Raw genomic sequence first — 22856 nt, 5'->3', positions numbered from 1 at the left:
AATATCTTATAAAACTCAATATCTACTTATATGATTTTATAATTTATATTTAACTGTTAATGACCTCTTTTCTATTTGTGATAGGGTTCTCCCGACATGATCCGGTATCCACGGTAAATTTGCTCTAGCAGGATTACACGCATCAGCTGGTGCGGAAATGTCATTTTTGAAAAACTAAGTGCGTAATCCGATTTTTCCAGAACTGCCTTCCCGATCCCTATGGATCCGCCAATCACAAAAATAATGTGACTGGTTCCCTGAATGCCAAGTTTTTCAATTTTCTCTGAAAATTCTTCGGAGGTCAGCTGCTTTCCGCCTATCTCCAGTGTAATAAGATATGCATCCTCACGGATATATTTCAAAAGACGTTCGGCCTCTTTTTGCCGGATCATTTCCTCTGCATTTTCGCTGGCATTGTCCGGTGTCTTTTCATCCGCCACCTCAATGATCTCCAGCTTGCAGTAGCGGCTCAGTCTCTTCGTATATTCCGCGATCGCATCCCGCAGATACTTTTCTTTTATTTTTCCAACCGTCAGTACGGTTATCTTCATCCTGTTCCTTCCTCTCTTTCGCTGTATCAGTCTGTACAATTATGCCCTTTCATACATATAAAGCTCATGCAGTGCTCTTGTTGCACAGATGTATTTTGCCTGCCCGGTCATCGGATTTTCTTTCTTCGGGAACACGCCGAATACCTGATCAAATTCCAGTCCTTTTGCCATATAGAAAGTCGTTACTGTCACGCCTTTTTCAAAGGTACTGCTGTCCCGGTCAATACAGTTTACCGGAAGTCCACGGTTTGAAAGCATCCTGGTCATTGTATACGCCTCGTCCATCGTCTCCGTCAGAACTGCGGCGGTCTCATATTTATCCATTCCGGCATCTGCCTCCCGGATAAGTTCATTTAACAGTTCCTCATCCGAATCAAATGTCTTTTCGGTCACTGGTTTGCCATGACGCTCCAGATATTCCAGATCCTTTTCCCCGGTAAATTTCGCTGCATACTCTGCGATTTCAATGGTATTCCGGTAACTTTTATTCATGATGATCTTGCGGATCGTACGTCCGAAAATCTTCGGCAGGAATGTCAGTACATCCTGCATCTGACTGTCCAGTGTCTGCGCCCGGTCGCCAAGGATCGTCATCCGGCAGGAAAACAGCCGGGACAGTACCACGTACTGCAAATATGAATAATCCTGCATCTCGTCGATCACCAGATGCTTGATATGCTTATGTCTGGTTCCTCCAAGCATCCGGTATTTGAGATAAAGTACCGGAAATACGTCTTCATACTGGAGTTTTCTGTTCTCATACGGAATTTTTGCCAGTGTCTCATACCCACTGTCCTCCAAAAACCAGTTATATATTTTGTAAATATCACGGGTGACATACATCCGGTTGAATTTCTCCCGGATCTCTTCTACCTCATCTTCCGGAAGATTCCGGTTATACAATGTCTCGTATTCATCCACCAGATATTCCATCACCGCATCCATTCTTGCAAGGATCGGAATATCCTGAAATTTGAAATAGAACAGATGGATCAGCTCCTCTTCGGTTTTTTCCAGAGTACGGATCTTAACCGGCTTAAAATCCATCAGCTGATCTTCCAGAACTGCCAGAAAGCCTTCCATCTCTCCGACAAATCCGGCAGACTGCTTCTTCAGATAGCTCTCCCGGATTCCCATCTCCGGAAAATGGATCAGCTTCTCCAGATAATCATAACGGTCCTCACAGTCCGATACGATTCCTTTCAATTCTCTGTACGCAAACAGATCAAAACTCATCTCCTGGATATTTTCTTCTCCAAGCTCTGGCAGAATGTGGGAAATATAATCCGCAAATACGCTGTTCGGTGAAAGGATCAGGATATCCGATGCTTTTAAATTTTTCCTGTCGTGATACAAAAGATATGCAATCCGGTGCAGTGCAACGGAGGTTTTCCCACTTCCTGCGGCTCCCTGAATGACCAGAACTTTGTCCTTTACATTCCGAATGATCTCATTCTGTTCTTTCTGGATAGTACGGACAATATTCTTCAGTTGTACATCCCCGTTACTTCCAAGCTCCTGTTTCAGGATCTCATCATCAATCTTGGTGTCACTTTCAAATGCATAAACCATCTTTCCTTTCTTGATCTTATACTGCCATTTGGAAGTAATCTCCCCTTCAATGGTTCCTCCCGGTGCTTCATAAGAAGCCTGTCCTCTGTCATAATCATAAAAAAGACCGCTCACTGGCGCCCTCCAGTCGTAGATCAGTGGCGTCATTCCTGCCTTAGGCGCAAAATTGCCGATTCCGATGTAAAAACTTTCGCTTTCTTCTTCCCCCTCAAAGAGAAAATCCACTCTTCCGAAATATGGGGAGTCGATCATTTTCTTAAGGCGCTGTTTTTTCATCAGACGCTCATTGTTCGCATTAACTTCTCCGAGAAGTGCCTGCTGATTATCATAATTTTCATAACCATACTCATCCATTTCCGTATAGTTTTCCCAATAATAATCATGCATGCTCTCAATCTGTTTTTCTCCTTCAAGAAACGATGCGTTGATCTCGGTAATGCGTGTCTTCAGTTTCTCTTCAACCTCTTCCAGAAACCGAATCTCACTGTTCATTGCGTCGCTGTTACTCATATTCAAACCCTCTCATGATTACATCTTCCGATGATTTGTGCAATCTCTTCCGGCATCTTTGCAATGTAATCTGCACCGGCACTTTGAAGCTCCACAAGATCTCCGTATCCATACAGGACACCGATCACCTGGATCCCATTCTCCTTTGCACCGTAGATATCATTATTTCTGTCACCGACCATAACGACCTGATCGTAATTCTCCCTTTCTACGCCCAGGTTATCCAACGCATACCGGATCACATCTGCCTTCCGGATCAGTGATCCATCCATCGTAGCCCCGTAAATCCCTGCAAAATATTTTGCAAAGTCAAATTTGTCTGCAATCCTTTTTGCATACTCTTCCGGTTTGGAAGTCGCCACTGCAAGTATATATCCTTCATTTTTCAAGGATTCCAGCGTCTCCGCAAGCCCTTCATACACCGAATTCTCAAAAATGCCTTTCACCGCATAATATTCCCGGTAATACTTTACTCCAAGCAGTGCCTCTTCCTCAGACATCCCATAATATTTCTCCATTGATTCCGTCAACGGCGGTCCGATAAATTTCTTTAAAGTATCCCGCTCACCAACCTCCCGGTTCATTTTATTCAGCGCATACTCCACCGAATTCATGATCCCCGGTCCCGATTCCGTAATCGTCCCATCCAAGTCAAATAAGATATATTTATACTTCATAATAACCCTCTTTCACAAAATAATACTTTTTTTATTGTACCATTTTTAACTCTTCTTGTCCAGAAACCCTAATCTCCAAACCTCCTTTAAAATCAGCCAAAACACACAAACCAGCGTCTATTTCTCCGCCCTTTATAACCGCCAGTTTTCTCCCCTTTGCACAACTTGAATTGGAACGATTATTTTTTTCAAAGTGGTCTACACAACCTATACAAAAACCGCAGTCCCTATCAAAGGAAACTGCGGTCATAACCCTTATTTATTTGAAAGATACTCGTCGATACCTCTTGCACCAGCTTTTCCGGCTCCCATAGCAAGGATTACTGTAGCTGCACCTGTTACGGCATCTCCACCTGCGTATACGCCTTCTTTAGAAGTCTTTCCGTGTTCTTCGTCTGCAACGATACATTTCCACTTGTTAACTTCCAGTCCTTCTGTTGTAGAAGAAATCAGCGGGTTCGGTGATGTTCCGAGTGACATGATAACTGTATCAACATCGATCACGAATTCAGAACCTTCAACCGGTACAGGACGTCTTCTTCCTGATGCGTCCGGTTCACCAAGTTCCATACGAACACATTTGATTCCTTTTACCCATCCATCTTCTTCAAGGACTTCTACCGGGTTTGTCAGTAGGTCGAACTGTACACCTTCTTCTTTTGCGTGATGAACTTCTTCTACACGGGCCGGAAGCTCTTCTTCGCTACGACGATATACGATATGAACTTCTGCTCCAAGACGAAGTGCTGTTCTTGCAGCATCCATTGCTACGTTACCACCACCAACAACTGCAACTTTCTTACCAGCTGCGATCGGTGTATCATAAGAATCATCAAACGCTTTCATAAGGTTACTTCTTGTCAGGTATTCATTTGCAGAAAATACACCGTTGGCATTTTCTCCCGGGATTCCCATGAATTTTGGAAGTCCTGCTCCTGATCCGATAAATACTGCTTCGAATCCTTCGTCTTCAATCAGCATATCAATTGTAGTAGATTTACCGATTACAACGTTTGTCTCAAAGTGAACACCAAGCTCTTTTACTTTTGCGATCTCTTTTGCAACGACTTTCTGTTTTGGAAGACGGAATTCCGGAATACCATATACAAGTACTCCACCGAGTTCATGAAGTGCTTCAAATACAGTTACATCATAGCCAAGCTTTGCAAGGTCGCCTGCACAGGTAAGTCCTGCAGGGCCTGAACCGATAACGGCAACTTTGTGTCCGTTCTTCTTGTCAGCTCCAACCGGTTTGATGTCATGCTCCAGAGCGTAATCAGCAACGAATCTTTCCAGCTTACCGATAGAAATAGATTCTCCTTTGATACCACGGATACATTTTCCTTCGCACTGTGATTCCTGAGGACATACACGTCCACAAACAGCAGGAAGTGCAGAAGACTGTCCGATAATCTTATATGCTTCTTCGATATTGCCTTCTTTTACTTCATGAACAAATGCAGGAATATTGATTCCTACCGGGCATCCCTGAATACATTTAGCATTCTTACAGTTGATGCAACGGCTTGCTTCTTCCATTGCCTCTTCCTGATTATATCCATAACATACTTCTTCAAAATTTGTTGCACGTACCTTCGGATCCTGTTCTCTTACAGGTACTTTCTTTAATACGTCTGCCATTATTCGTCACCTCCGCAATGACCGCATCCACCGTGATGTGTGTCACCTTCCTGTAATTTCAGCATAGCTCTGCCTTCCTGAGTCTTATACATCTGCTGTCTCTTCATTGCTTCATCAAAGTTAACGAGATGTCCGTCAAATTCCGGTCCGTCTACACATGCAAATTTGATTTCATCACCTACATGGAGACGGCATGCGCCACACATACCTGTTCCGTCTACCATGATCGGGTTCATGCTGACGATAGTCGGGATTTCGAGTTTCTTTGTGAGCAGACAAACGAATTTCATCATGATCATCGGTCCGATTGCAACACAGACATCATACTTGTTACCTTCTGCAACAAGTGCTTCGATCTTTGTTGTTACCATACCTGCATGTCCGTATGTACCGTCATCTGTACATGGGTAATAATTTCCTGCAACAGCTTCCATCTCTTTTTCGAGAATCAGCATATCTTTTGTCTTAGAACCAACGATAACATCTACATCGATCCCATGTGCGTGCATCCATTTAACCTGCGGGTATACAGGGGCTGCACCAACACCGCCGGCTACAAATAAGATCTTTTTATTCTTCAGACTCTCAATATCTTCTGAAATCAGTTCAGATGGACATCCGAGTGGTCCTGTGAAATCTCTGAAAGAGTCTCCTGCTTTTAATTGTGCCATCTTCTCAGTAGATGCTCCTACTGTCTGGAATACGATGGTAATTGTTCCTTCTTCTCTGTCATAATCGCAGATTGTCAGCGGAATTCTTTCCCCCTTGTCATCCATCTTGACAATTACGAACTGTCCTGGCTCACAGTGCTTTGCCACACGTGGTGCTTCTACATCCATAAGATAAATCTTATCAGCCAGTTTTTCAGCTTTTCTTATCTTGTACATTGCATTGCCTCCTAAAATATTTACTCTCTTTATGATAAATTATTGCAAAGTAAATAGCAAGTATTTCTTTTTAATTTGTTAAAAAATTATTTATGTCATAAATATAACTATCTTTTTTATCTATAAGTACTAATATTTCTTCTATAAATCTGCCAAAATTCTTCCGGTTACCAAATTTTTCAACCGTATTAAATCTTGTGCCGGCACGAATTTGTACCTGCTGACCGGATATAAAATGAGACAGACGGTCAGTATCGAGGCCGTCTGTCTCTGTAAGAACTGTATTCTCTTTTTTAGAAATCTACTTCTGTTCCATAATATGTACAGTTGAAAAGTTTTTCCATAGCTGCCGGATCGATCGGACGTGGGTTGGATCCTGTACATGCATCACCAACTGCAAGTTCTGAAATCTTTGCAATTTTTTCTTTGAATTCTGCTTCGTCAATACCGAAATCTTTCAGTGTCTTCGGAATATTCAGTTCTACATTAAATGCATCAATCTTTGCACACAGGCTGTTGATCAGCGCTTTCTCAGATGTACCCGGAAGTCCCATTCTGCGTGCGATTTCTGCATAACGTTTTGCAGCGACCGGATCTTTTGCATTATACTTAATTACATATGGAAGGTAAATTGCATTTGCGCATCCGTGCGGAATGTGTCCGGTTGAAAATGCCGCACCTGTCTTATGTGCCATAGAATGTACGATTCCAAGAAGTGCATTGGAGAATGCCATTCCTGCAAGACACTGTGCATAATGCATCTGCTCTCTTGCTACCATATCACATTTGTAAGATGCCGGAAGGTAATCCAGAACCATCTCGATTGCCTGCAGTGCAAGCGGATCTGTAAATGGACAGTTCAAGGTAGATACATAAGCTTCGATCGCATGTGTCAGTGCATCCATACCTGTGTAAGCAACCTGCTTTACTGGGAGACCCATGACAAGATCCGGATCTACAATTGCAACGTCCGGTGTAATATTAAAATCGGCAAGTGGGTATTTTACTCCGGTCTGATAGTTGGTAATAACGGAGAATGCTGTTACTTCTGTTGCTGTTCCTGATGTTGACGGAATTGCAGCAAATTTTGCTTTTGTTCTCAGTTCCGGGAAGTTGAACGGAATACAGAGATCTTCAAATGTAACATCCGGATATTCATAGAATGCCCACATTGCTTTTGCAGCATCAATCGGTGATCCGCCACCCATAGCTACGATCCAGTCCGGCTGGAACTCCTGCATAACTGCTGCACCTTTCATAACGGTCTCAACAGATGGATCTGGCTCAACACCTTCAAAAAGCTTTACTTCCATTCCTGCTTCTTTCAGATAGTTCTCAGCTCTGTCGAGGAATCCCTGACGCTTCATGGAGCCTCCTCCGACAACCAGGATTGCTTTTTTTCCTTTCAGGTTCTTCAGTTCTTCAAGACATCCTTTTCCATGGTAAATATCTCTTGGTAATGTAAATCTGCTCATTTCAAACACTCCTTTGCCCTTAAAGTATGTTATCTTTTTGACAATCATATTGTATCTCAATTCTATGCTTTTTGCAACATTTTACCACAAATAAATTGTACTTATTTCCATACAATTATACATTTTTAATAAACCATATTATTTCTACCCTATTCATAAAATAATTGATTTGTGATATATTTCACATATTTTACGCAAATTTTTCAAAAATGAAAGTAATCGAAAAAGAGTACGCTTTACCAGTCATGCTCTGACAAGCAGACGGCTTGGCATACTCTCTTCTTATAATCGGGTTTTAATCTGTATTCAGTTCATAATTTCTTCTTGTGACATCACTTAATCTGCCTTTTTGATCCTGCAGAATAAAGCTGAAAATCGTACTTCCCGCCGGCATTACGATCGGCCCGGTATACTCCTGCGTCGCAGAATTATTCTCCGGATCCGGATCTGATCCATCCGTCGTGTAATATGCCGTATACTTATCCGGTACAACTACACTGATCGATTGGACATGGTTATACTGCCCGGTCGATGGAGTCACCGCCGGCGCATCTGCAATCGGGAACTCAACTTTATAAGTTTTACTTTCTGTCAGGCTTGGAATTCCTTTCTTATTAACAGAAATTGCTTTCACCGTCGTCTCACCTTCACCGATCTTGATCGGTTCCGTATATTTCGTACTTGAAGTTGTCGGCTCTGAGCCGTCTGTCGTATAGTAGATTGCTTTTCCTTTTCCGGTCAGTTCCAGTGCCTGCACTTCATCATATGTCTCTGTCTCATCCAGACTAAACTCCGGTTCACCTGACACATAATCCTTCAGTGCTTCAAGAACCGTATCACTGGTACATGCATTCAGAAGCGGTGATACCTTTTCTTCCTGTTTGGTATCAATATAAAATTCTACCGCTGCACGATAAATTTCTGCATTTCCGGACTGCTTTGCAATCTCGTCTGTAAAAACTTCTTCTGCCTGATCCAGATCATCCTTGGCAATATAAACCTTTGAAATCCCTGTATAAGCTTCTGCTTTCTTCGGACTTCCAGAAGCTGCTTTTTCAAATACAGTGAGTGCGTTCTCATATTCGGAAGCTGCCAGAAGCCGGTATCCTTTCTTTACTTTTCCGGTATATGAATTTTGATAAAACAAGAAAATGAGTCCTGCCAGAACAATACACCCCGCCAGTAACATAAGCAGCATTTTCCGACGTTTTTTTCTGGCGCGCTCTTTTCTCTTTTCTGCCCGCATACGCCGCAATCTGCGTTCTTCTTCATACGCTCTTCTCGTCTGTTCCCGCGCATCTTCTCTTTGACCCACACGTCCGGTAGCCGGTCTGACATCACTGCGTCTGACCACCGCATCTCTTCCACGCCTGGTCACAGTTTCCTGCTGGCGACGACCAACACTTCCTGAATTTCCCACACACCTGGTCTCTCCTCCAACACTTTCCCGTCTTTCATATACCGGATTTGCCACACCAGAATAGCTGACATCTTGCTTTTCCTGCTCACCCAGATGAAGCGACATTGTCTGTGTAATGCCTCCTTTTAACTGAGCAGTCAGCATATCATCAAGTGGGTTATAATCAGGCACGATCTGTATTTCCCTGCCGCATCTAGGACAAATCAACTGATCTTCAGGCAAATCTGCTCCACAGTGCATACATTTCATTGTCTTTCGTCTCCTTCTGGTATCATACTTCTTTTAGAACAATCCGGTAATTTTACCGTCTTCTACATCAATTCCATTTGCTGCAGGTACTTTCGGAAGACCCGGCATGGTCATGATTGCTCCGGTAAGAGCAACAACAAATCCTGCTCCTGCATTTACATAGACTTCACGGATATGGATATCAAAGTTCTCCGGACGTCCAAGAAGCTTCGCATCATCGGACAGAGAATACTGGTTCTTTGCCATACATACCGGGAACTTGCCAAAGCCCATTGATTCAATTCGTGCAAGCTGTTTCTTTGCAGCAGGTTCATATACAACACTCTTTGCTCCGTAAATCTCTTTGCAGATTGTCTCGATCTTCTCTGCAATTGATAACTCATCACTGTAAATCGGATGATAATGGCTTTCTTTTGTCTCCAGAGTCTGTAATACTTTCTCTGCCAGCTCTTTTCCGCCGTCTCCGCCTTTACCCCATACTTCTGCAAGGGCAAATTCGCAGCCTCTGTCTTCGCAGAACTTACGGATAAATTCGTATTCTGCTTCAGTATCACTGACAAATGAATTCAAGGTAACCACAACCGGAACGCCGAATTTCTGCAGGTTCTCAATATGCTTTTCAAGATTTACAATTCCTTTTGCAAGAGCATCCAGATTTTCTTTGTTCAGTTCGTCTTTTGGCACGCCACCATTGTATTTTAATGCACGTACCGTTGCAACCAGAACTACTGCGTCCGGTTTCAGTCCCGCCATACGGCACTTGATATCCATAAACTTCTCTGCACCCAGATCCGCACCGAATCCCGCTTCTGTGATCGTGATATCACTCAGCTTAAGTGCCATCTTGGTTGCACGTACACTGTTGCAGCCATGTGCAATATTTGCGAACGGACCACCGTGTACCAGTGCCGGTGTATGTTCCAGAGTCTGGATAATATTCGGCTTGATCGCATCCTTTAACAGTGCTGTCATTGCACCGGTTGCATGAAGCTGGTCAGCTGTAACCGGTTCTCCGGAAAATGTATAGGCAACAATGATTCTGCCAAGACGTTTTTTCAGATCTTCCAGATCGTCTGCCAGACATAAAATTGCCATAATTTCGGACGCAACCGTAATCACAAAATGATCCTCTCTTACCATTCCGTCCATTTTATTTCCAAGACCAACTACTACATTACGCAGTACACGGTCATTCATATCTACACACCGTTTCCACACAACCTGTCTCGGATCGATTCCAAGAGCATTTCCCTGCTGGATATGGTTGTCAAGAAGAGCTGCAAGCAGGTTATTTGCCGATGTGATCGCATGAAAATCTCCGGTAAAATGAAGATTCAGATCTTCCATCGGTACAACCTGTGCATAACCGCCACCGGCAGCACCGCCTTTAATTCCAAAGCAAGGTCCGAGAGATGGCTCGCGCAGAGCGATCAGAGCTTTTTTACCGAGCTTTGCCATTGCCTCTCCAAGTCCAACGGTAATCGTCGTCTTCCCCTCTCCCGCCGGAGTCGGATTGATTGCAGTAACAAGTACCAGCTTTCCATCTGGTCTGTCTTTTACTCTTTCCATCAGTTCATCCGATAATTTTGCCTTATACTTGCCGTAAAACTCAAGGTCTTCCTCTTCAATTCCAACCTTTGCTGCAACCTCGCGAATATGGAGCATCTCTGCCTCCTGTGCGATCTGAATGTCTGTCTTCATAATTATATCCTCCCTTTTTTCTTCTGCGTTTCTTAAACTGATTCTTCTATGTATTGCTCAAACTGTTCCATAGACATCAGTACTTTTCTTGGTTTGGTACCTTCTTCTTCTCCTACGACTCCTGCCTCGGCAAGCTGATCCATAATCCGCGCCGCACGGTTAAACCCGATCTTAAACACCCGTTGGAGCATTCCGATCGATGCTTTGTCTTTTTCAATGATAAACTTTCCTGCATCTACAAAGTAGACATCTTTGTCGTCCTCGGAAGATGCTCCTCCCGCAGATACATTCTGATTACTATTCACCTGCTTCTGGATCTCTTCACTGTAGGCTGCGCCTCCGCTGTTCTCTTTTAGGAAATCAACCACTGCCTGGACTTCTTTATCAGAAACAAAAGCCCCCTGAACACGTACCGGCTTCTGATAGCCAGCCGGATAGAACAACATATCGCCTTTTCCAAGCAGCTTCTCCGCGCCATTCATATCAATGATGGTACGGGAATCCACACCGGATGATACAGAAAATGCTATTCTTGATGGCATATTTGCCTTAATCAAACCGGTAATGACATTAACCGATGGTCTCTGCGTTGCAAGAACCAGATGAAGTCCTGCCGCACGCGCAAGCTGTGCCAGACGGCAGATTGCCTCTTCTACTTCTCCAGGTGCAACCATCATCAGGTCTGCAAGTTCATCTACAATAATTACAATCTGTGGAAGTTTCTGTGCTTTATTCGGATCATCAATATCTTTAATGTTCTCGACTTTATCATTGTAACCTTTCAGATCACGGACATTATACTCGGCAAAAAGCTGATAACGTCTGTTCATTTCCGCAACCGCCCAGTTCAAAGCTCCTGCTGCCTTCTTCGGATCCGTTACAACCGGGATCATCAGATGTGGAATTCCATTATATACACTTAATTCCACCACCTTTGGATCTACCATGATCAGCTTCACATCCTCCGGTTTTGCTTTGTAGATAATACTCATAATGATCGTATTGATACAGACAGATTTACCGGATCCGGTAGCTCCTGCGACAAGCAGATGCGGCATCTTTGCGATATCTGATACCACCACTTTACCTGAAATGTCACGACCTGTCGCAAATGCGATCCGTGATCTACTTTTCTTAAATTCATCTGATTCCAGAAGATCACGCAGCATAACTGCAGTATTTTCCTTATTCGGAACTTCAATGCCGACCGCTGCTTTTCCCGGGATCGGTGCCTCAATACGGATATCAGCCGCCGCCAGGTTCAACTTGATGTCATCCGCAAGTCCTACGATCTTGCTGACTTTCACCCCCATCTCAGGCTGTAACTCATAGCGTGTGACAGAAGGTCCGCAGCTGATATTAGTGATTGTAACATTCACACCGAAGGTTTGAAGTGTCTTCTGGAGCTTTGCTGCTGTCTCCCGCAGATGCGCATCCGAATCTCCGGAGGTTTTACTTCCATGCTTCAACAGACTAAGAGGTGGAAAGCGGTATTCCCTGACCGGTTTCTCACTTTTTGCAATCGTATCTGCAACAGCAGCCACCTCTTTTGGGATATCTGCCTTAACTTTTGAATTTCCGGAGACCTGTCTTTTTATTCCGTCTTCTGTCTGCACCGCTGATAAATTTTCTTCAGCCACATCTGTCTGTATATCTTTACCGGACTCCGTCTTTTTTTCTGCTTCCTGCATCGCTCTTTTTAAGAACTTCGGGAGTTTTTCTTTCACCGGCTCAAGGGGAACCGGTTCCGGATCCGGGATCAGCTCTGTAGCGGAAAGGGGCATCGCACGATTGATCACTACATCATCCAGTGCAATTTTCCCAGTCTGTTCCATAATGTGCTTTGCAGCCGCTTCTTCTGCACCGGCAAGCACGCTGCTCATATCTTTCCGGCTGCGTCTGGTAGCTTTCTTTTCTGTGCTTTCCTTTGCTTCTTTTCTGGCTTTTTCTTCTGCTTTTTCTGCCTCGTTCTCTTTTCCTCCAACTGTCGAATTAAAGGAAACGCCGCTTACCTGATAATCAACACGCATAGCTTCCCGTCTTGCCCTGCGTTCCTCAGCCTCTTCTTTACGCTTCTGCATGTCCTCTCTGGCACGGTCATACGCTTTTTCCCCGCCGATCTTCATTCCTTTTAGAATAGACTTTTCTGTGATAAGGACTACACAGATCACCATTAAAATGATCACGACAACATATGTACCAACTTTACCGATTGCCGGCACCAGTCTGACCGCAATTGCCTTTCCAACAGATCCGCCTTTTTCATCAATCAGTTCAAAGAGCACACAGCACTGAACCAGTAATACAACGCCTGCAACAGTCTTAATATATGCGATCCTGTTTCCTTTATTGGAAACCACAAACGCGACTCCACAAAATAAAAGCAGTGGAAATACATACGCCATCCAACCCATCATTCCCTGCTGCAGTGCTGCAATCTTTCTTCCAAATGCACCTGCAAGTCCGAAATTGCTGATTGTGAGCAGAATCCCTACCGCAAGTGTCACCCAGATCAGAATCTCCGTTGCAAGAAATGATTCTTCCTGCGGCACAGCTTTTGATGTGGTATTCTTTCTGGTTGTCTTCGCAGATTTCGCAGACTTTGCACTTGTCTTCTTCGTAGGCTGCCGCTTTTTCGCCGTGCTCTGCTTTGCATTTTTCTTTGTTCCGGTTGTCTTTGAAGCCATCAAACTTCCCCCTTGTATTTATACTCTTTATCTTGTAATCAAATGACCGATTCCTTCTCCTCTCTCCCCAGATATAGTATCCGGAATCAGTCATCAAAAGTGTATACTTGTACATACTATTTTATTATAGCATCCTCTTCGCCTTATGTCATCTCATAATTTTTATCAGTATTTTCCATTTTTTCATCAATCATTTCATGCAATTTATTTAATGCATCTCTTATTCCGCCAACTTCATCAATGAGTCCTTCCTCCACTGCACGTTTCCCTTCCAGCATTGTCCCCACATCTTTGACAAGCTGTGTGGAATCCAGCATCAGTTCTTCAATCCGCTCCTGTGACATTCCGGAATGCTCTGCAAGAAATCCGGTGATCCGGTCCTGCGTCTTTTCAATATTCCGCAGGCTTTGTGCCACACCGATGAACATTCCGCTTGTCCGCACCGGGTGAATGATCATCGTCCCACTTGGAACAATAAAAGAATAATCTGCCGACACAGCAAGAGGGCCACCGATAGAATGACACCCTCCAAGTACCAGAGATACTGTCGGTTTGCTTAAGGACGCGATCATTTCCGCAATCGCAAGTCCCGCCTCCACATCTCCGCCCAGTGTATTTAAGAGAATCAGCACACCATCAGTCTGAACACTGTTCTCAATCTGTGCCAGCTTTGGAAGCAGGTGCTCATACTTGGTTGCCTTTGTACTGCCGGAAACCGTCTCATGCCCTTCTACTTCGCCGATGATCGTGAGTAGCTCGATCTGATGATTCCGACGTCGGTCAAGCGAAAGCATTCCCATTTCTTTAACATGTTCATCTTCTTCCTTTGTGGTTTCCGGCTCTGTCTCTCTGACTGCCTTTTCTTTATTTTCCATATTTTCTACAGTCTGTTCCCTGCTCTTTTTCTTGCGTATCTGGTATTCTTTTACATCCGTTTCTTCCTGTATCTTCATTGCCGCATTCCTCCGTTCTTTTTAGCTTAGTATGGACAATGCTTATGAAAATATGCAGGATTTTCGCCACAGAAATGAATCGCAGATTCTTGTACCGACACAAATCTGTACCTGATTCACTGTATATGCAAAAGAGAATGCGACTCGGCACATTCTCTTTGATTTAAACATTATGAAAATAAATATTTCCTGCGCAGGCTATATACCATATCCGTATAAATCTTGCGGCATGCCTCCAGATTATCGGATTCGATCATGGAAACACATGGGTGAAGATAACGGCTCCAGATATCTGCATATACATCTTCTGAATTTTCCATCCGGTTGATCCGGTTTACGATTGTCGGAGCAATATCGTAATACTCGGCAACAATTTCTTCGCCGCCTTTTTGATTCACCAGATATTCATCTCTGTATCTTCTCATCAGATTCAGTTCGTAACAGTCATCAGGTTTGCCAAGACTTGCACATACGGCTGTAGTAATATAGCAGAGACGTGATTTGAAGCCTCCCTGGATCTGCTCGAATTCCGATTTACTGATCTTTAGTTCCAGATCATGATCATTCCAGCGTTCGATCATGCAGTCTACAATCTCTTCACAAGCATCCATTCTGCCATAACGGAACATCGGGATCACATACGTAACCATGCCCAGATTATATTTCATAAGTACATTTTCTTTTTTTCTTTTTGAACTTTCCTGATCCAGTACTTCCCGCATTCTATCCGGCAGAACAGCAGCAATCTCTTCAATCTCTTCCTGTCTGTCTTCCGAATTCTCGCATTCCTGTGCAATCTCAGTAAAAAGCGGCTTATACTTCTCGTATGCATTTTTAAACGAATCCGCATAAGTCTTTTTATTGAAATCTCCGGAAATCGGAATAATCTGGTCAAACAGGTCATTCAGTCCATTCTGTATACTCTGATTCATTCAGGTTCCTCCCGGAATCGATCCTATGCTTCTTCCCAGTTATGATATACTTCCTGTACATCATCATCATCTTCAAGAAGATCAAGTGTCTTCTGAATGTTCTTGATATCTTCTTCGTTGTCCAAAGTTACCCATGTCTGTGGAATCATTGTAACTTCTGCGCTTGCCATCGGAATACCCGCTTCTTCCAGAGCAAGACGAACCTCACTGAAATCATTCGGATCTGTAAGAATTTCAAAGCTGTCCTCTTCTTCCGAAAAATCTTCTGCTCCTGCATCCAGTGCCTGCATCATCAGATCATCTGCATCCAGTTCACATTCTTCTTTATCGACAATGATCTGTCCTTTCTGATCAAACATGAAAGAAACACATCCACTGGTTCCGATATTTCCTTTTCCCTTTGTGAAAGCGCTTCTTACATTAGAAGCAGTACGGTTACGGTTATCAGTAAGTGCATCAACGATGATTGCAGTTCCGTTCGGTCCGTATCCTTCGTATACGATGTGTTCGTAGTTGTTAGCATCTCCGTCTCCGGCTGCTTTTTTGATACTTCTGTCAATATTGTCATTTGGCATATTATTTGCTTTTGCCTTTGCAATCGCATCACGGAGTCTGCTGTTGTTAGCCGGATCAGCTCCGCCTCCTTCTTTGACTGCTACAGCGATTTCACGACCGATCTTCGTGAATACTTTTCCTTTTGCTGCGTCGTTTTTTTCTTTTTTATGCTTGATATTCGCAAATTTTGAATGTCCTGACATTACTTTTTACCTCTCTTCAGTATTTTTACTATTCTCAATTGTACTATTTTATCACTTTTTTGTCCTACTGACAAGGACTTTGCGTATTGTATTATTATCAACTGACAATACATGGAACAGATAGCCTCCGAATTCCACCTGACATTCTTCATCTTCCGAAGGAATTCTGTCCAGGCAGTCGATCAGATAACCATTGATCGTATCGTAATCTTCTTCGTTGAAACTGATTCCCAGAAGCTCTTCCAGATCCTCCAGCTGTGTCATACCATCCACGATATATGTACCATCTGCCTGTTTGATGATCAGCTCTTCTTCCTCATCATACTCATCCTGGATATTTCCAACGATTTCTTCTACAATATCTTCCATCGTAACGATCCCTGATGTCTGTCCATACTCATCCAGCACGATCACCATATGGCTCTTGTCCTGCTGCATCTGTTGAAACAGTTTGTCAATCGCCTTTGTTTCCGGGATAAATCCTGCCGGACGGATGGCATCCTTCAGATCATGCACCGGTTTTTCCCTTGCCGGACCGTCCAGGTAGCTCTGCATCGCATCCCGGATATGAAGAATCCCCACAATGTTGTCAATATCTTCTTCATAAACCGGGAATCTGGATTTGTTCTCCTCCAGCATAAAGGTAAGTGCTTTTTCCAGAGATTCCTCTCCATCCAGTGCTACGATATTTTTCCGGTGCGTCATGATATCTTTTGCATCCGAATCCATATATTCAAAAATGTTGGTGATCATCTTCATCTCACGTCTTGTCAGAACACCTTTTTCATAGCCTTCCAGTACTTTTTCAATGATTTCTTCTGCAATTTTCTCTTTATCTTCATTGTCAGAAAATACATTTTTCATTTTCTGAAGTAAATTACCTTCCGTTTCCATTGCTTTCCATACTTCTCCTCTTTTATGTATGAAGCATCAGGCTGACGCACAGCGCTTCATCGACTTTTCTCATAAGCTCTTTGTCTACCCGGCACACGTAATCCTTCAGTCTCTGTTTATCGATCGTCCGAATCTGCTCCAGAAGGACAACAGAATCCTTGACGATTCTGTACCTTTTTGCATCGATTTCCACATGTGTCGGCAGCTTCGCTTTATTCATCCTTGAAGTGATCGCGGCACAGATAACGGTCGGACTGTGCCGGTTCCCGACATCATTCTGGATGACAAGAACCGGACGCACACCGCCCTGCTCCGAACCGACTACCGGACTTAAATCCGCATAATAAATATCTCCACGCCTGATCTGCACTTCTTTCACACTCCGCTTATCAAGATACTTTCATTATTGCCAGCTTTCTCCTGCTGTATTCATATCTCTTTCGAAGTGCATCCCCGCATTTTAGAAATAATCGACCTGCTCTACAACTTTTCCGTCACGCAGATATTCCCTCGGAACACGTTTATTGATATCACAGATAAATTCATAGTTAAATCTACCGCTCAGGTTGGCAAGTTCATCTATTGAAAGATAAGCATCCCCATCGTGGCCGACCAGTGTTGCCCTGTCACCAAATTTCACATCCGGAATTCCGGTCACATCTACCATAAACTGATCCATACAGACTCTGCCAAGGATCGGCGCCTTCTGACCATGGATCAGAACATATCCTTTGTTGGAAAGACTTCTTGGGTATCCGTCTCCATATCCCGTCGGGATCGTGGCGATCTGCATCCTTTTCGGGGCAACAAAGGTGCCTCCGTAGCTGACTTCCGTACCCTTTTCAATCCATTTCACATAAGTCACATGCGCGATCAGCTCCATTGCCGGCCGGAGCGGAACTGCCTCCTTATTGACTTCATCTGACGGATACAGTCCATAGGTAGAAATCCCGGCTCTCTCCAGATTCATTCCAAGCTTTGGCATATCAATGATACTTGCACTGTTTGCACAGTGATAATAAGTAAATTCCATACCTTCTGCTGCAAGATGTTCTTTCATCCACAGAAAAGCACGGATCTGTTCCAGTGTCGTGGTCTTATCCGTCTCATCTGCCTTTGAAAAATGGGTAAACATTCCTTCGCAATCCGTATAAACAAGTCTGCCGATCTTAAGGATCTCCTCTACACTTTCTTTCGCTACCGGAAAGCCAAGTCTTGACATTCCTGTATCGATCTTAATGTGCAGATATGCCTTCTTCCCCATACGGTATGCGGTCTCATCCGCAAGCTTCGCAAGCTCATAGCTGTAGGTTGTCATGCGGATCTCATGACGGATCATCTCTTCCATCTGGTCCGGGAAAATACATCCCAGGCAAAGAATCGGCTTCTGAATGCCGGCTTTTCTGAGTACAACACCTTCATCCAGAGTTGCGACCGCATAGCCCCAGACATAGTCCACATCTTCCAGCATTCTTGAAATCGGCACCGCTCCATGACCATAACCATCTGTCTTGATGACCACGACCATCTTGGTTCCTTTTTCTATATTTGCATGCATCATTTCCATGTTATACATCACCGCATCCAGATCGATCACCGCACGCAGTCTGCTGTATTTCTTCATTCTGTCATATCCTCCAATTCCTTAAGTGTTCTGCCGAGCATTTTCAAGAGATCACCCGCAAGCACACTGTAAGAGCCAAGTTCTTTTCTGGCATGATCTCCGCACAGGCCATGCAGATAAACGCCAAGCACAGCGGCATCATCCGGTCTCATATGCTGTGCCATAAGTCCGGTGATCATTCCTGCAAGCACATCTCCCGATCCGGCCTTTGCCATTGCCGCATTACCGGTGGTATTGATCATAAGCCTTCCCTCTGGCGCTTTCACAAGTGTCCTGCTGTCTTTCAGTACACAGACAGCATGGACTTTTTCTGTATATTTCCTTAATAGCTCTCTTCTGTTGTCTTTTAATTCCTGTACGCTGTATCCGGTCAGTCTGGACATTTCTTTCATATGTGGAGTAAGTACATATCCGGAAGGATTCATCCGAATCTGTTCGGTCCCCCACTCATCGGTCTTTGCCAGAAGGTTCAGTCCGTCCGCATCAATAACAGCCGGGGTTTTATTATTCTCAAGCACCTTTTTCAGTAATTCCTCCGAATGCGGTCCCATACCGAGTCCGCATCCAATACAGAGCACATCCGCCCATTCCAGCAAATCCGGAAGTTCTTCAAATGATTCTGTCTCATCCAGAGAATAGGTCGTCATTACCGCCTCCGGTAAAAGTTCCTGTAAGATTGCCCGGTTACTTTCCTCCGTATAAATCCGGACAAGACCTGCTCCCGAAAGATATGCTGCCCTGGCACTTAAATATGCTGCACCGGACATTCCTTTGCTTCCGGTAATCATCAGAACCTTTCCATAAGTCCCTTTATTAGAATCCGGTTTCCTTTGCGGCAGCATTGCCGGCACATCGGATTTTTCAAGTGCCATGCAGATTTCTTCTTCCGCAAAAAACTCCGGTCTGGTAATTCCGATCGGCGCTGTAACAAGCTTTCCTGTATACTCACATCCCGGATATAGGATCTGTCCCATCTTCTGAAACGCAAAGGTCACTGTAAGATCTGCTTTAAATGCCGTTCCAAGCACTTTTCCATCATCCGAACGGATCCCTGAAGGAGTGTCGACTGCCACCTTACAGGCAGTCATCCGATTCATCTGATCAATCACCTCTGCGTATCTGCCTTTTATTTCACGGGATAGGCCAATACCGAATACGGCATCTATAATAACACTATATTCTTTCTGTGGCAAACTGTTTCCTACAGATATTCCCAGATTTTCCAGAATTTTCATCTGGATTTTTGTTTCTTCACTACGATGGTCATAATTTCCGACCAATACTACATCTGGATGATTTCCTTCTTCTACGAGCATCCTTGCAATTGCGAATCCGTCACCACCGTTATTGCCACTTCCACACACGACCAATGCTTTCGACAAATCTATGTCTTCTGCTTTCATCGCAGCCACACACTGAAGTGCCGCCCGTTCCATCAGGACAAGGGACGGGACCTGCATCTTCTGTATCATTCTCTGATCCGATCTTCTCATCTGATCTGCTGTCAGTATTTCTTTCATATCCGGTCTCCCATACATTTAATTTTCAAAAAGGTGCAGGAAAAAATTTTCCTGCACCTCTGCCTTCTGGTCTGCTTTGCCTACTTTCCTTCATGTTCTTCATTGTATCTGGTGATATTATAAGATAATCTCATCAGACTTTCAGACAAATGAACATTCTCAACAATAATATTATCCGGCAGATTCAGATCTGTATGCGCAAAATTCCAGATAGCCTTAACTCCATTATCTACCAGGAGATTGGCAACCTCTACTGCTTTTGTCTTCGGAATCGTAAGAACCCCGATCTCAATATCGTTTTCTTTCACAAAATCCTTCAATTCATCCATCATACGGATCTCAACTCCACGGATCGTCAATCCGGCAAGCCTTGGGTTTACGTCAAACAGCCCTTTTAAAACAAATCCCCGATTTTCAAATGCTGCATAATTCGCCAGTGCCTGTCCAAGATTTCCTGCTCCAATGATAACGAATTTATGTTTCTCGTTCAGTCCAAGGATCTTACCTATCTCTGTATAAAGATACTTTACATTATAGCCATATCCCTGCTGTCCAAATCCACCAAAATTATTCAGATCCTGACGGATCTGTGAAGCAGTTACTTTCATTCTTTTACTTAATTCATTGGATGATATCCGTTCGACTCCGCTCTCCAGTAGTTCCCCTAAATAACGATAATACCGCGGAAGTCTCCTTATTACTGCCTGAGATATTTCTCTTGATGCCACTTTCACTTCCACCTTCCTATTTTTTGACTCATTATTTTTAATTATATAAGAATCTAGTGAAAAAGTCAAATTTTATAGTTGTTTTTTGTCGTATTTCAGCTATAATTATGTTACTGTGAGCAGTAACATAATTGCCACTTTAACAGGAGGATATAAAAATGATACTGGCATGTCATAATCTGTCAAAAAGTTTTGGGGATCAGGTCATCGTAAAAGACGGATCCTTTCATATAGAGAACCATGAAAAAGCTGCTCTTGTAGGTCTTAACGGAGCCGGCAAATCCACGATCCTCAAGATGATCGTAGGACAGCTTTCTCCCGATGCAGGGACGGTTGTTCTTACCAAAGGCAAAACTCTCGGCTACCTTGCACAGCATCAGGAGATGGAAAGCGGCAATACCATTTATGAAGAAGTCCGCACGGCAAAAGCCGAAGTCATTGAGATGGAAAAGCAGATCCGTACAATCGAGATAGAGCTTCCGTCTCTTTCCGGAGATGCTCTTGAAGCACGTCTTGCCACTTATCAGAGACTGACTTCTGCATTTGAGCACGCAGACGGTTACGCTTATAAAAGTGAGCTTACCGGCGTTCTAAAAGGTCTCGGATTTACAGAAGAAGAATTTACTAAACCCGTAGATTCTTTATCCGGTGGTCAGAAGACCCGTGTATCTCTTGGCAAACTCCTTCTTACCAAGCCTGACGTCCTGCTTCTGGATGAACCAACAAACCACCTGGATATGAACTCCATCGCATGGCTGGAAACCTATCTTCTGAATTATCCGGGTGCTGTTCTTATCGTATCCCACGACCGCTATTTCCTGAACCGTGTGGTTACAAAGGTGATTGAAGTCGAGCAGGGACAGCTTCATACTTATATGGGCAATTATTCTGATTTTGCTGTCAAAAAAGAACAGCTCAGAGAAGCCAGATTAAAAGAATACTTGAATCAGCAGCGTGAGATCAAACATCAAGAAGCCGTGATTGAAAAGCTCCGTTCATTTAACCGTGAGAAATCCATCAAGCGTGCCGAAAGTCGGGAAAAAATGTTGGACAAGATGACGCTTGTAGACAAACCGATGGAGATCAACACTGACATCCATCTGAAGCTGGAGCCTTCCCGTGTCAGTGGCAATGATGTCCTTTCTGTCAAAGGATTAAGCAAAGCCTTTCCGCCACAGACACTTTTCACCGATATCAGTTTCGAGATCAAGCGTGGGGAACATATAGCCATCATTGGCGACAACGGAACCGGAAAAACTACGCTTCTCAAGATTCTGAACAATGTGATCCAGGCAGACAGCGGTTCCTTTACACTGGGTGCCAATGTGGAGATTGGTTACTACGATCAGGAACACCACGTCCTTCATATGGATAAGACGATCTTTGAAGAAATTTCCGATGATTATCCGACACTTACCAACACACAGATCCGGAACATGCTTGCGGCTTTTCTTTTTACCGGAGATGATGTTTTCAAGCTGATCGGTGATTTAAGTGGTGGTGAAAGGGGACGTGTATCTCTGGCAAAGCTGATGCTCTCCAATGCAAATTTTCTGATCCTCGATGAGCCAACCAATCATCTGGACATCACTTCCAAGGAAATTCTTGAGCGGGCTCTGAACGATTATACCGGTACGATACTTTATGTATCCCACGACCGTTATTTCATCAACCAGACTGCCACCCGTATTCTGGAACTGACCGGCAATACCTTTGTAAATTATATCGGCAACTATGATTATTATCTGGAGAAAAAAGATCTTCTGACCCCGGCTGTTTCCACAGCTGCTTCCGAAGACGCACCGGCGCAGGTTTCCGAATCCAAACTAAGCTGGCAGGAGCAGAAAGAAGAACAGGCACGTCTCCGTAAAAGGCAGAACGACCTGAAGAAAACAGAAGAACGTATCGGTGTTCTGGAAACACGTAATGGCAAAATCGATGAACTGATGATGCAGGAAGAAGTCTATACAAATTCTGTTAAATGCCAGGAACTGGCAAAAGAAAAAGCAGCAAACGAAGCAGAACTCGAAGAACTCTATGAAAAATGGGAAGAACTAGCTGAATAAGCCGGTTCTTC

18 protein-coding genes are annotated in these 22856 nt (G+C 43.8%); 1 reads left to right on the top strand and 17 read right to left on the bottom strand.

From position 1 onward, the window contains the following. Nucleotides 1–71: 71 nt before the first annotated feature. The 17 genes from rlmH to PG418_RS05030 form a co-directional block, all read right to left on the bottom strand. Nucleotides 72–551, bottom strand: a complete 480-nt coding sequence (gene rlmH, locus PG418_RS05110) for a 23S rRNA (pseudouridine(1915)-N(3))-methyltransferase RlmH (RefSeq protein ID WP_022219903.1) — start codon at nt 549–551, stop codon at nt 72–74. Nucleotides 552–590: 39 nt separating this feature from the next. Then, nucleotides 591–2633, bottom strand: a complete 2043-nt coding sequence (locus PG418_RS05105) for a HelD family protein (protein ID WP_498837153.1) — start codon at nt 2631–2633, stop codon at nt 591–593. A 2-nt stretch (nt 2634–2635) separates the two neighbouring features. Beyond that, on the bottom strand, nt 2636–3310 hold the full coding sequence (locus PG418_RS05100) for an HAD family hydrolase (RefSeq protein ID WP_498837152.1): 675 nt from the start codon (nt 3308–3310) through the stop codon (nt 2636–2638). A gap of 255 nt (nt 3311–3565) precedes the next feature. Further along, nucleotides 3566–4951 carry an NADPH-dependent glutamate synthase gene (gene gltA / locus PG418_RS05095; RefSeq protein WP_022219900.1) on the bottom strand — a complete coding sequence of 462 codons (1386 nt, stop codon included), beginning with the start codon at nt 4949–4951 and terminating at the stop codon, nt 3566–3568. Then, nucleotides 4951–5838 (bottom strand): sulfide/dihydroorotate dehydrogenase-like FAD/NAD-binding protein, encoded by an 888-nt coding sequence (locus tag PG418_RS05090; protein WP_055156711.1) that lies wholly within the window; start codon nt 5836–5838, stop codon nt 4951–4953. Before PG418_RS05090 ends, gltA begins: the two co-directional genes overlap by 1 nt. Nucleotides 5839–6131: 293 nt before the next feature. Next, entirely contained in the window at nt 6132–7313 is a 1182-nt protein-coding gene (locus tag PG418_RS05085; RefSeq protein WP_022219898.1) for an iron-containing alcohol dehydrogenase, read from the bottom strand. 295 nt (nt 7314–7608) lie between these two features. Continuing rightward, complete coding sequence (locus tag PG418_RS05080) at nt 7609–8982, bottom strand: chitobiase/beta-hexosaminidase C-terminal domain-containing protein (RefSeq protein ID WP_055248863.1); 1374 nt, start codon at nt 8980–8982, stop codon at nt 7609–7611. Between the two features lie 33 nt (nt 8983–9015). Then, on the bottom strand, nt 9016–10683 hold the full coding sequence (locus tag PG418_RS05075; RefSeq protein WP_055156706.1) for a formate--tetrahydrofolate ligase: 1668 nt from the start codon (nt 10681–10683) through the stop codon (nt 9016–9018). A gap of 32 nt (nt 10684–10715) precedes the next feature. Beyond that, the gene (locus PG418_RS05070) at nt 10716–13370 is read right to left on the bottom strand and encodes an FtsK/SpoIIIE family DNA translocase (protein WP_498837151.1); all 2655 of its coding nucleotides are present in this window, start codon (nt 13368–13370) and stop codon (nt 10716–10718) included. Nucleotides 13371–13513: 143 nt separating this feature from the next. Next, the gene (locus tag PG418_RS05065) at nt 13514–14245 is read right to left on the bottom strand and encodes a ClpP family protease (protein WP_055260573.1); all 732 of its coding nucleotides are present in this window, start codon (nt 14243–14245) and stop codon (nt 13514–13516) included. Between the two features lie 248 nt (nt 14246–14493). Beyond that, the gene (locus PG418_RS05060; RefSeq protein WP_195368148.1) at nt 14494–15255 is read right to left on the bottom strand and encodes a CFI-box-CTERM domain-containing protein; all 762 of its coding nucleotides are present in this window, start codon (nt 15253–15255) and stop codon (nt 14494–14496) included. 23 nt (nt 15256–15278) lie between these two features. Next, a complete protein-coding gene (locus PG418_RS05055; protein ID WP_022219892.1) occupies nt 15279–16013 on the bottom strand; it encodes a YebC/PmpR family DNA-binding transcriptional regulator in 735 nt (244 codons plus the stop codon). A 51-nt stretch (nt 16014–16064) separates the two neighbouring features. Continuing rightward, complete coding sequence (locus tag PG418_RS05050; protein ID WP_118217805.1) at nt 16065–16907, bottom strand: hemolysin family protein; 843 nt, start codon at nt 16905–16907, stop codon at nt 16065–16067. Between the two features lie 22 nt (nt 16908–16929). Continuing rightward, nucleotides 16930–17277 carry a type II toxin-antitoxin system PemK/MazF family toxin gene (locus tag PG418_RS05045; protein ID WP_022219890.1) on the bottom strand — a complete coding sequence of 116 codons (348 nt, stop codon included), beginning with the start codon at nt 17275–17277 and terminating at the stop codon, nt 16930–16932. A 90-nt stretch (nt 17278–17367) separates the two neighbouring features. Next, on the bottom strand, nt 17368–18531 hold the full coding sequence (gene alr / locus PG418_RS05040) for an alanine racemase (RefSeq protein ID WP_055156700.1): 1164 nt from the start codon (nt 18529–18531) through the stop codon (nt 17368–17370). Continuing rightward, nucleotides 18528–20051 (bottom strand): NAD(P)H-hydrate dehydratase, encoded by a 1524-nt coding sequence (locus tag PG418_RS05035; RefSeq protein WP_498837150.1) that lies wholly within the window; start codon nt 20049–20051, stop codon nt 18528–18530. Before PG418_RS05035 ends, alr begins: the two co-directional genes overlap by 4 nt. An 80-nt stretch (nt 20052–20131) precedes the next feature. Then, nucleotides 20132–20779, bottom strand: a complete 648-nt coding sequence (locus PG418_RS05030; protein WP_022219887.1) for a redox-sensing transcriptional repressor Rex — start codon at nt 20777–20779, stop codon at nt 20132–20134. Nucleotides 20780–20937: 158 nt separating this feature from the next. Between PG418_RS05030 and PG418_RS05025 the strand changes: the two genes are divergently transcribed. Continuing rightward, a complete protein-coding gene (locus tag PG418_RS05025; RefSeq protein WP_022219886.1) occupies nt 20938–22845 on the top strand; it encodes an ABC-F family ATP-binding cassette domain-containing protein in 1908 nt (635 codons plus the stop codon). Nucleotides 22846–22856: the final 11 nt, after the last annotated feature.

The sequence above is a fragment of the Bariatricus sp. TF06-38A genome, from assembly GCF_027690675.1.
Classification (GTDB): Bacteria; Bacillota; Clostridia; order Lachnospirales; family Lachnospiraceae; genus Allocoprococcus; species Allocoprococcus comes.
This window is presented reverse-complemented; position numbering and strand designations above follow the sequence as displayed.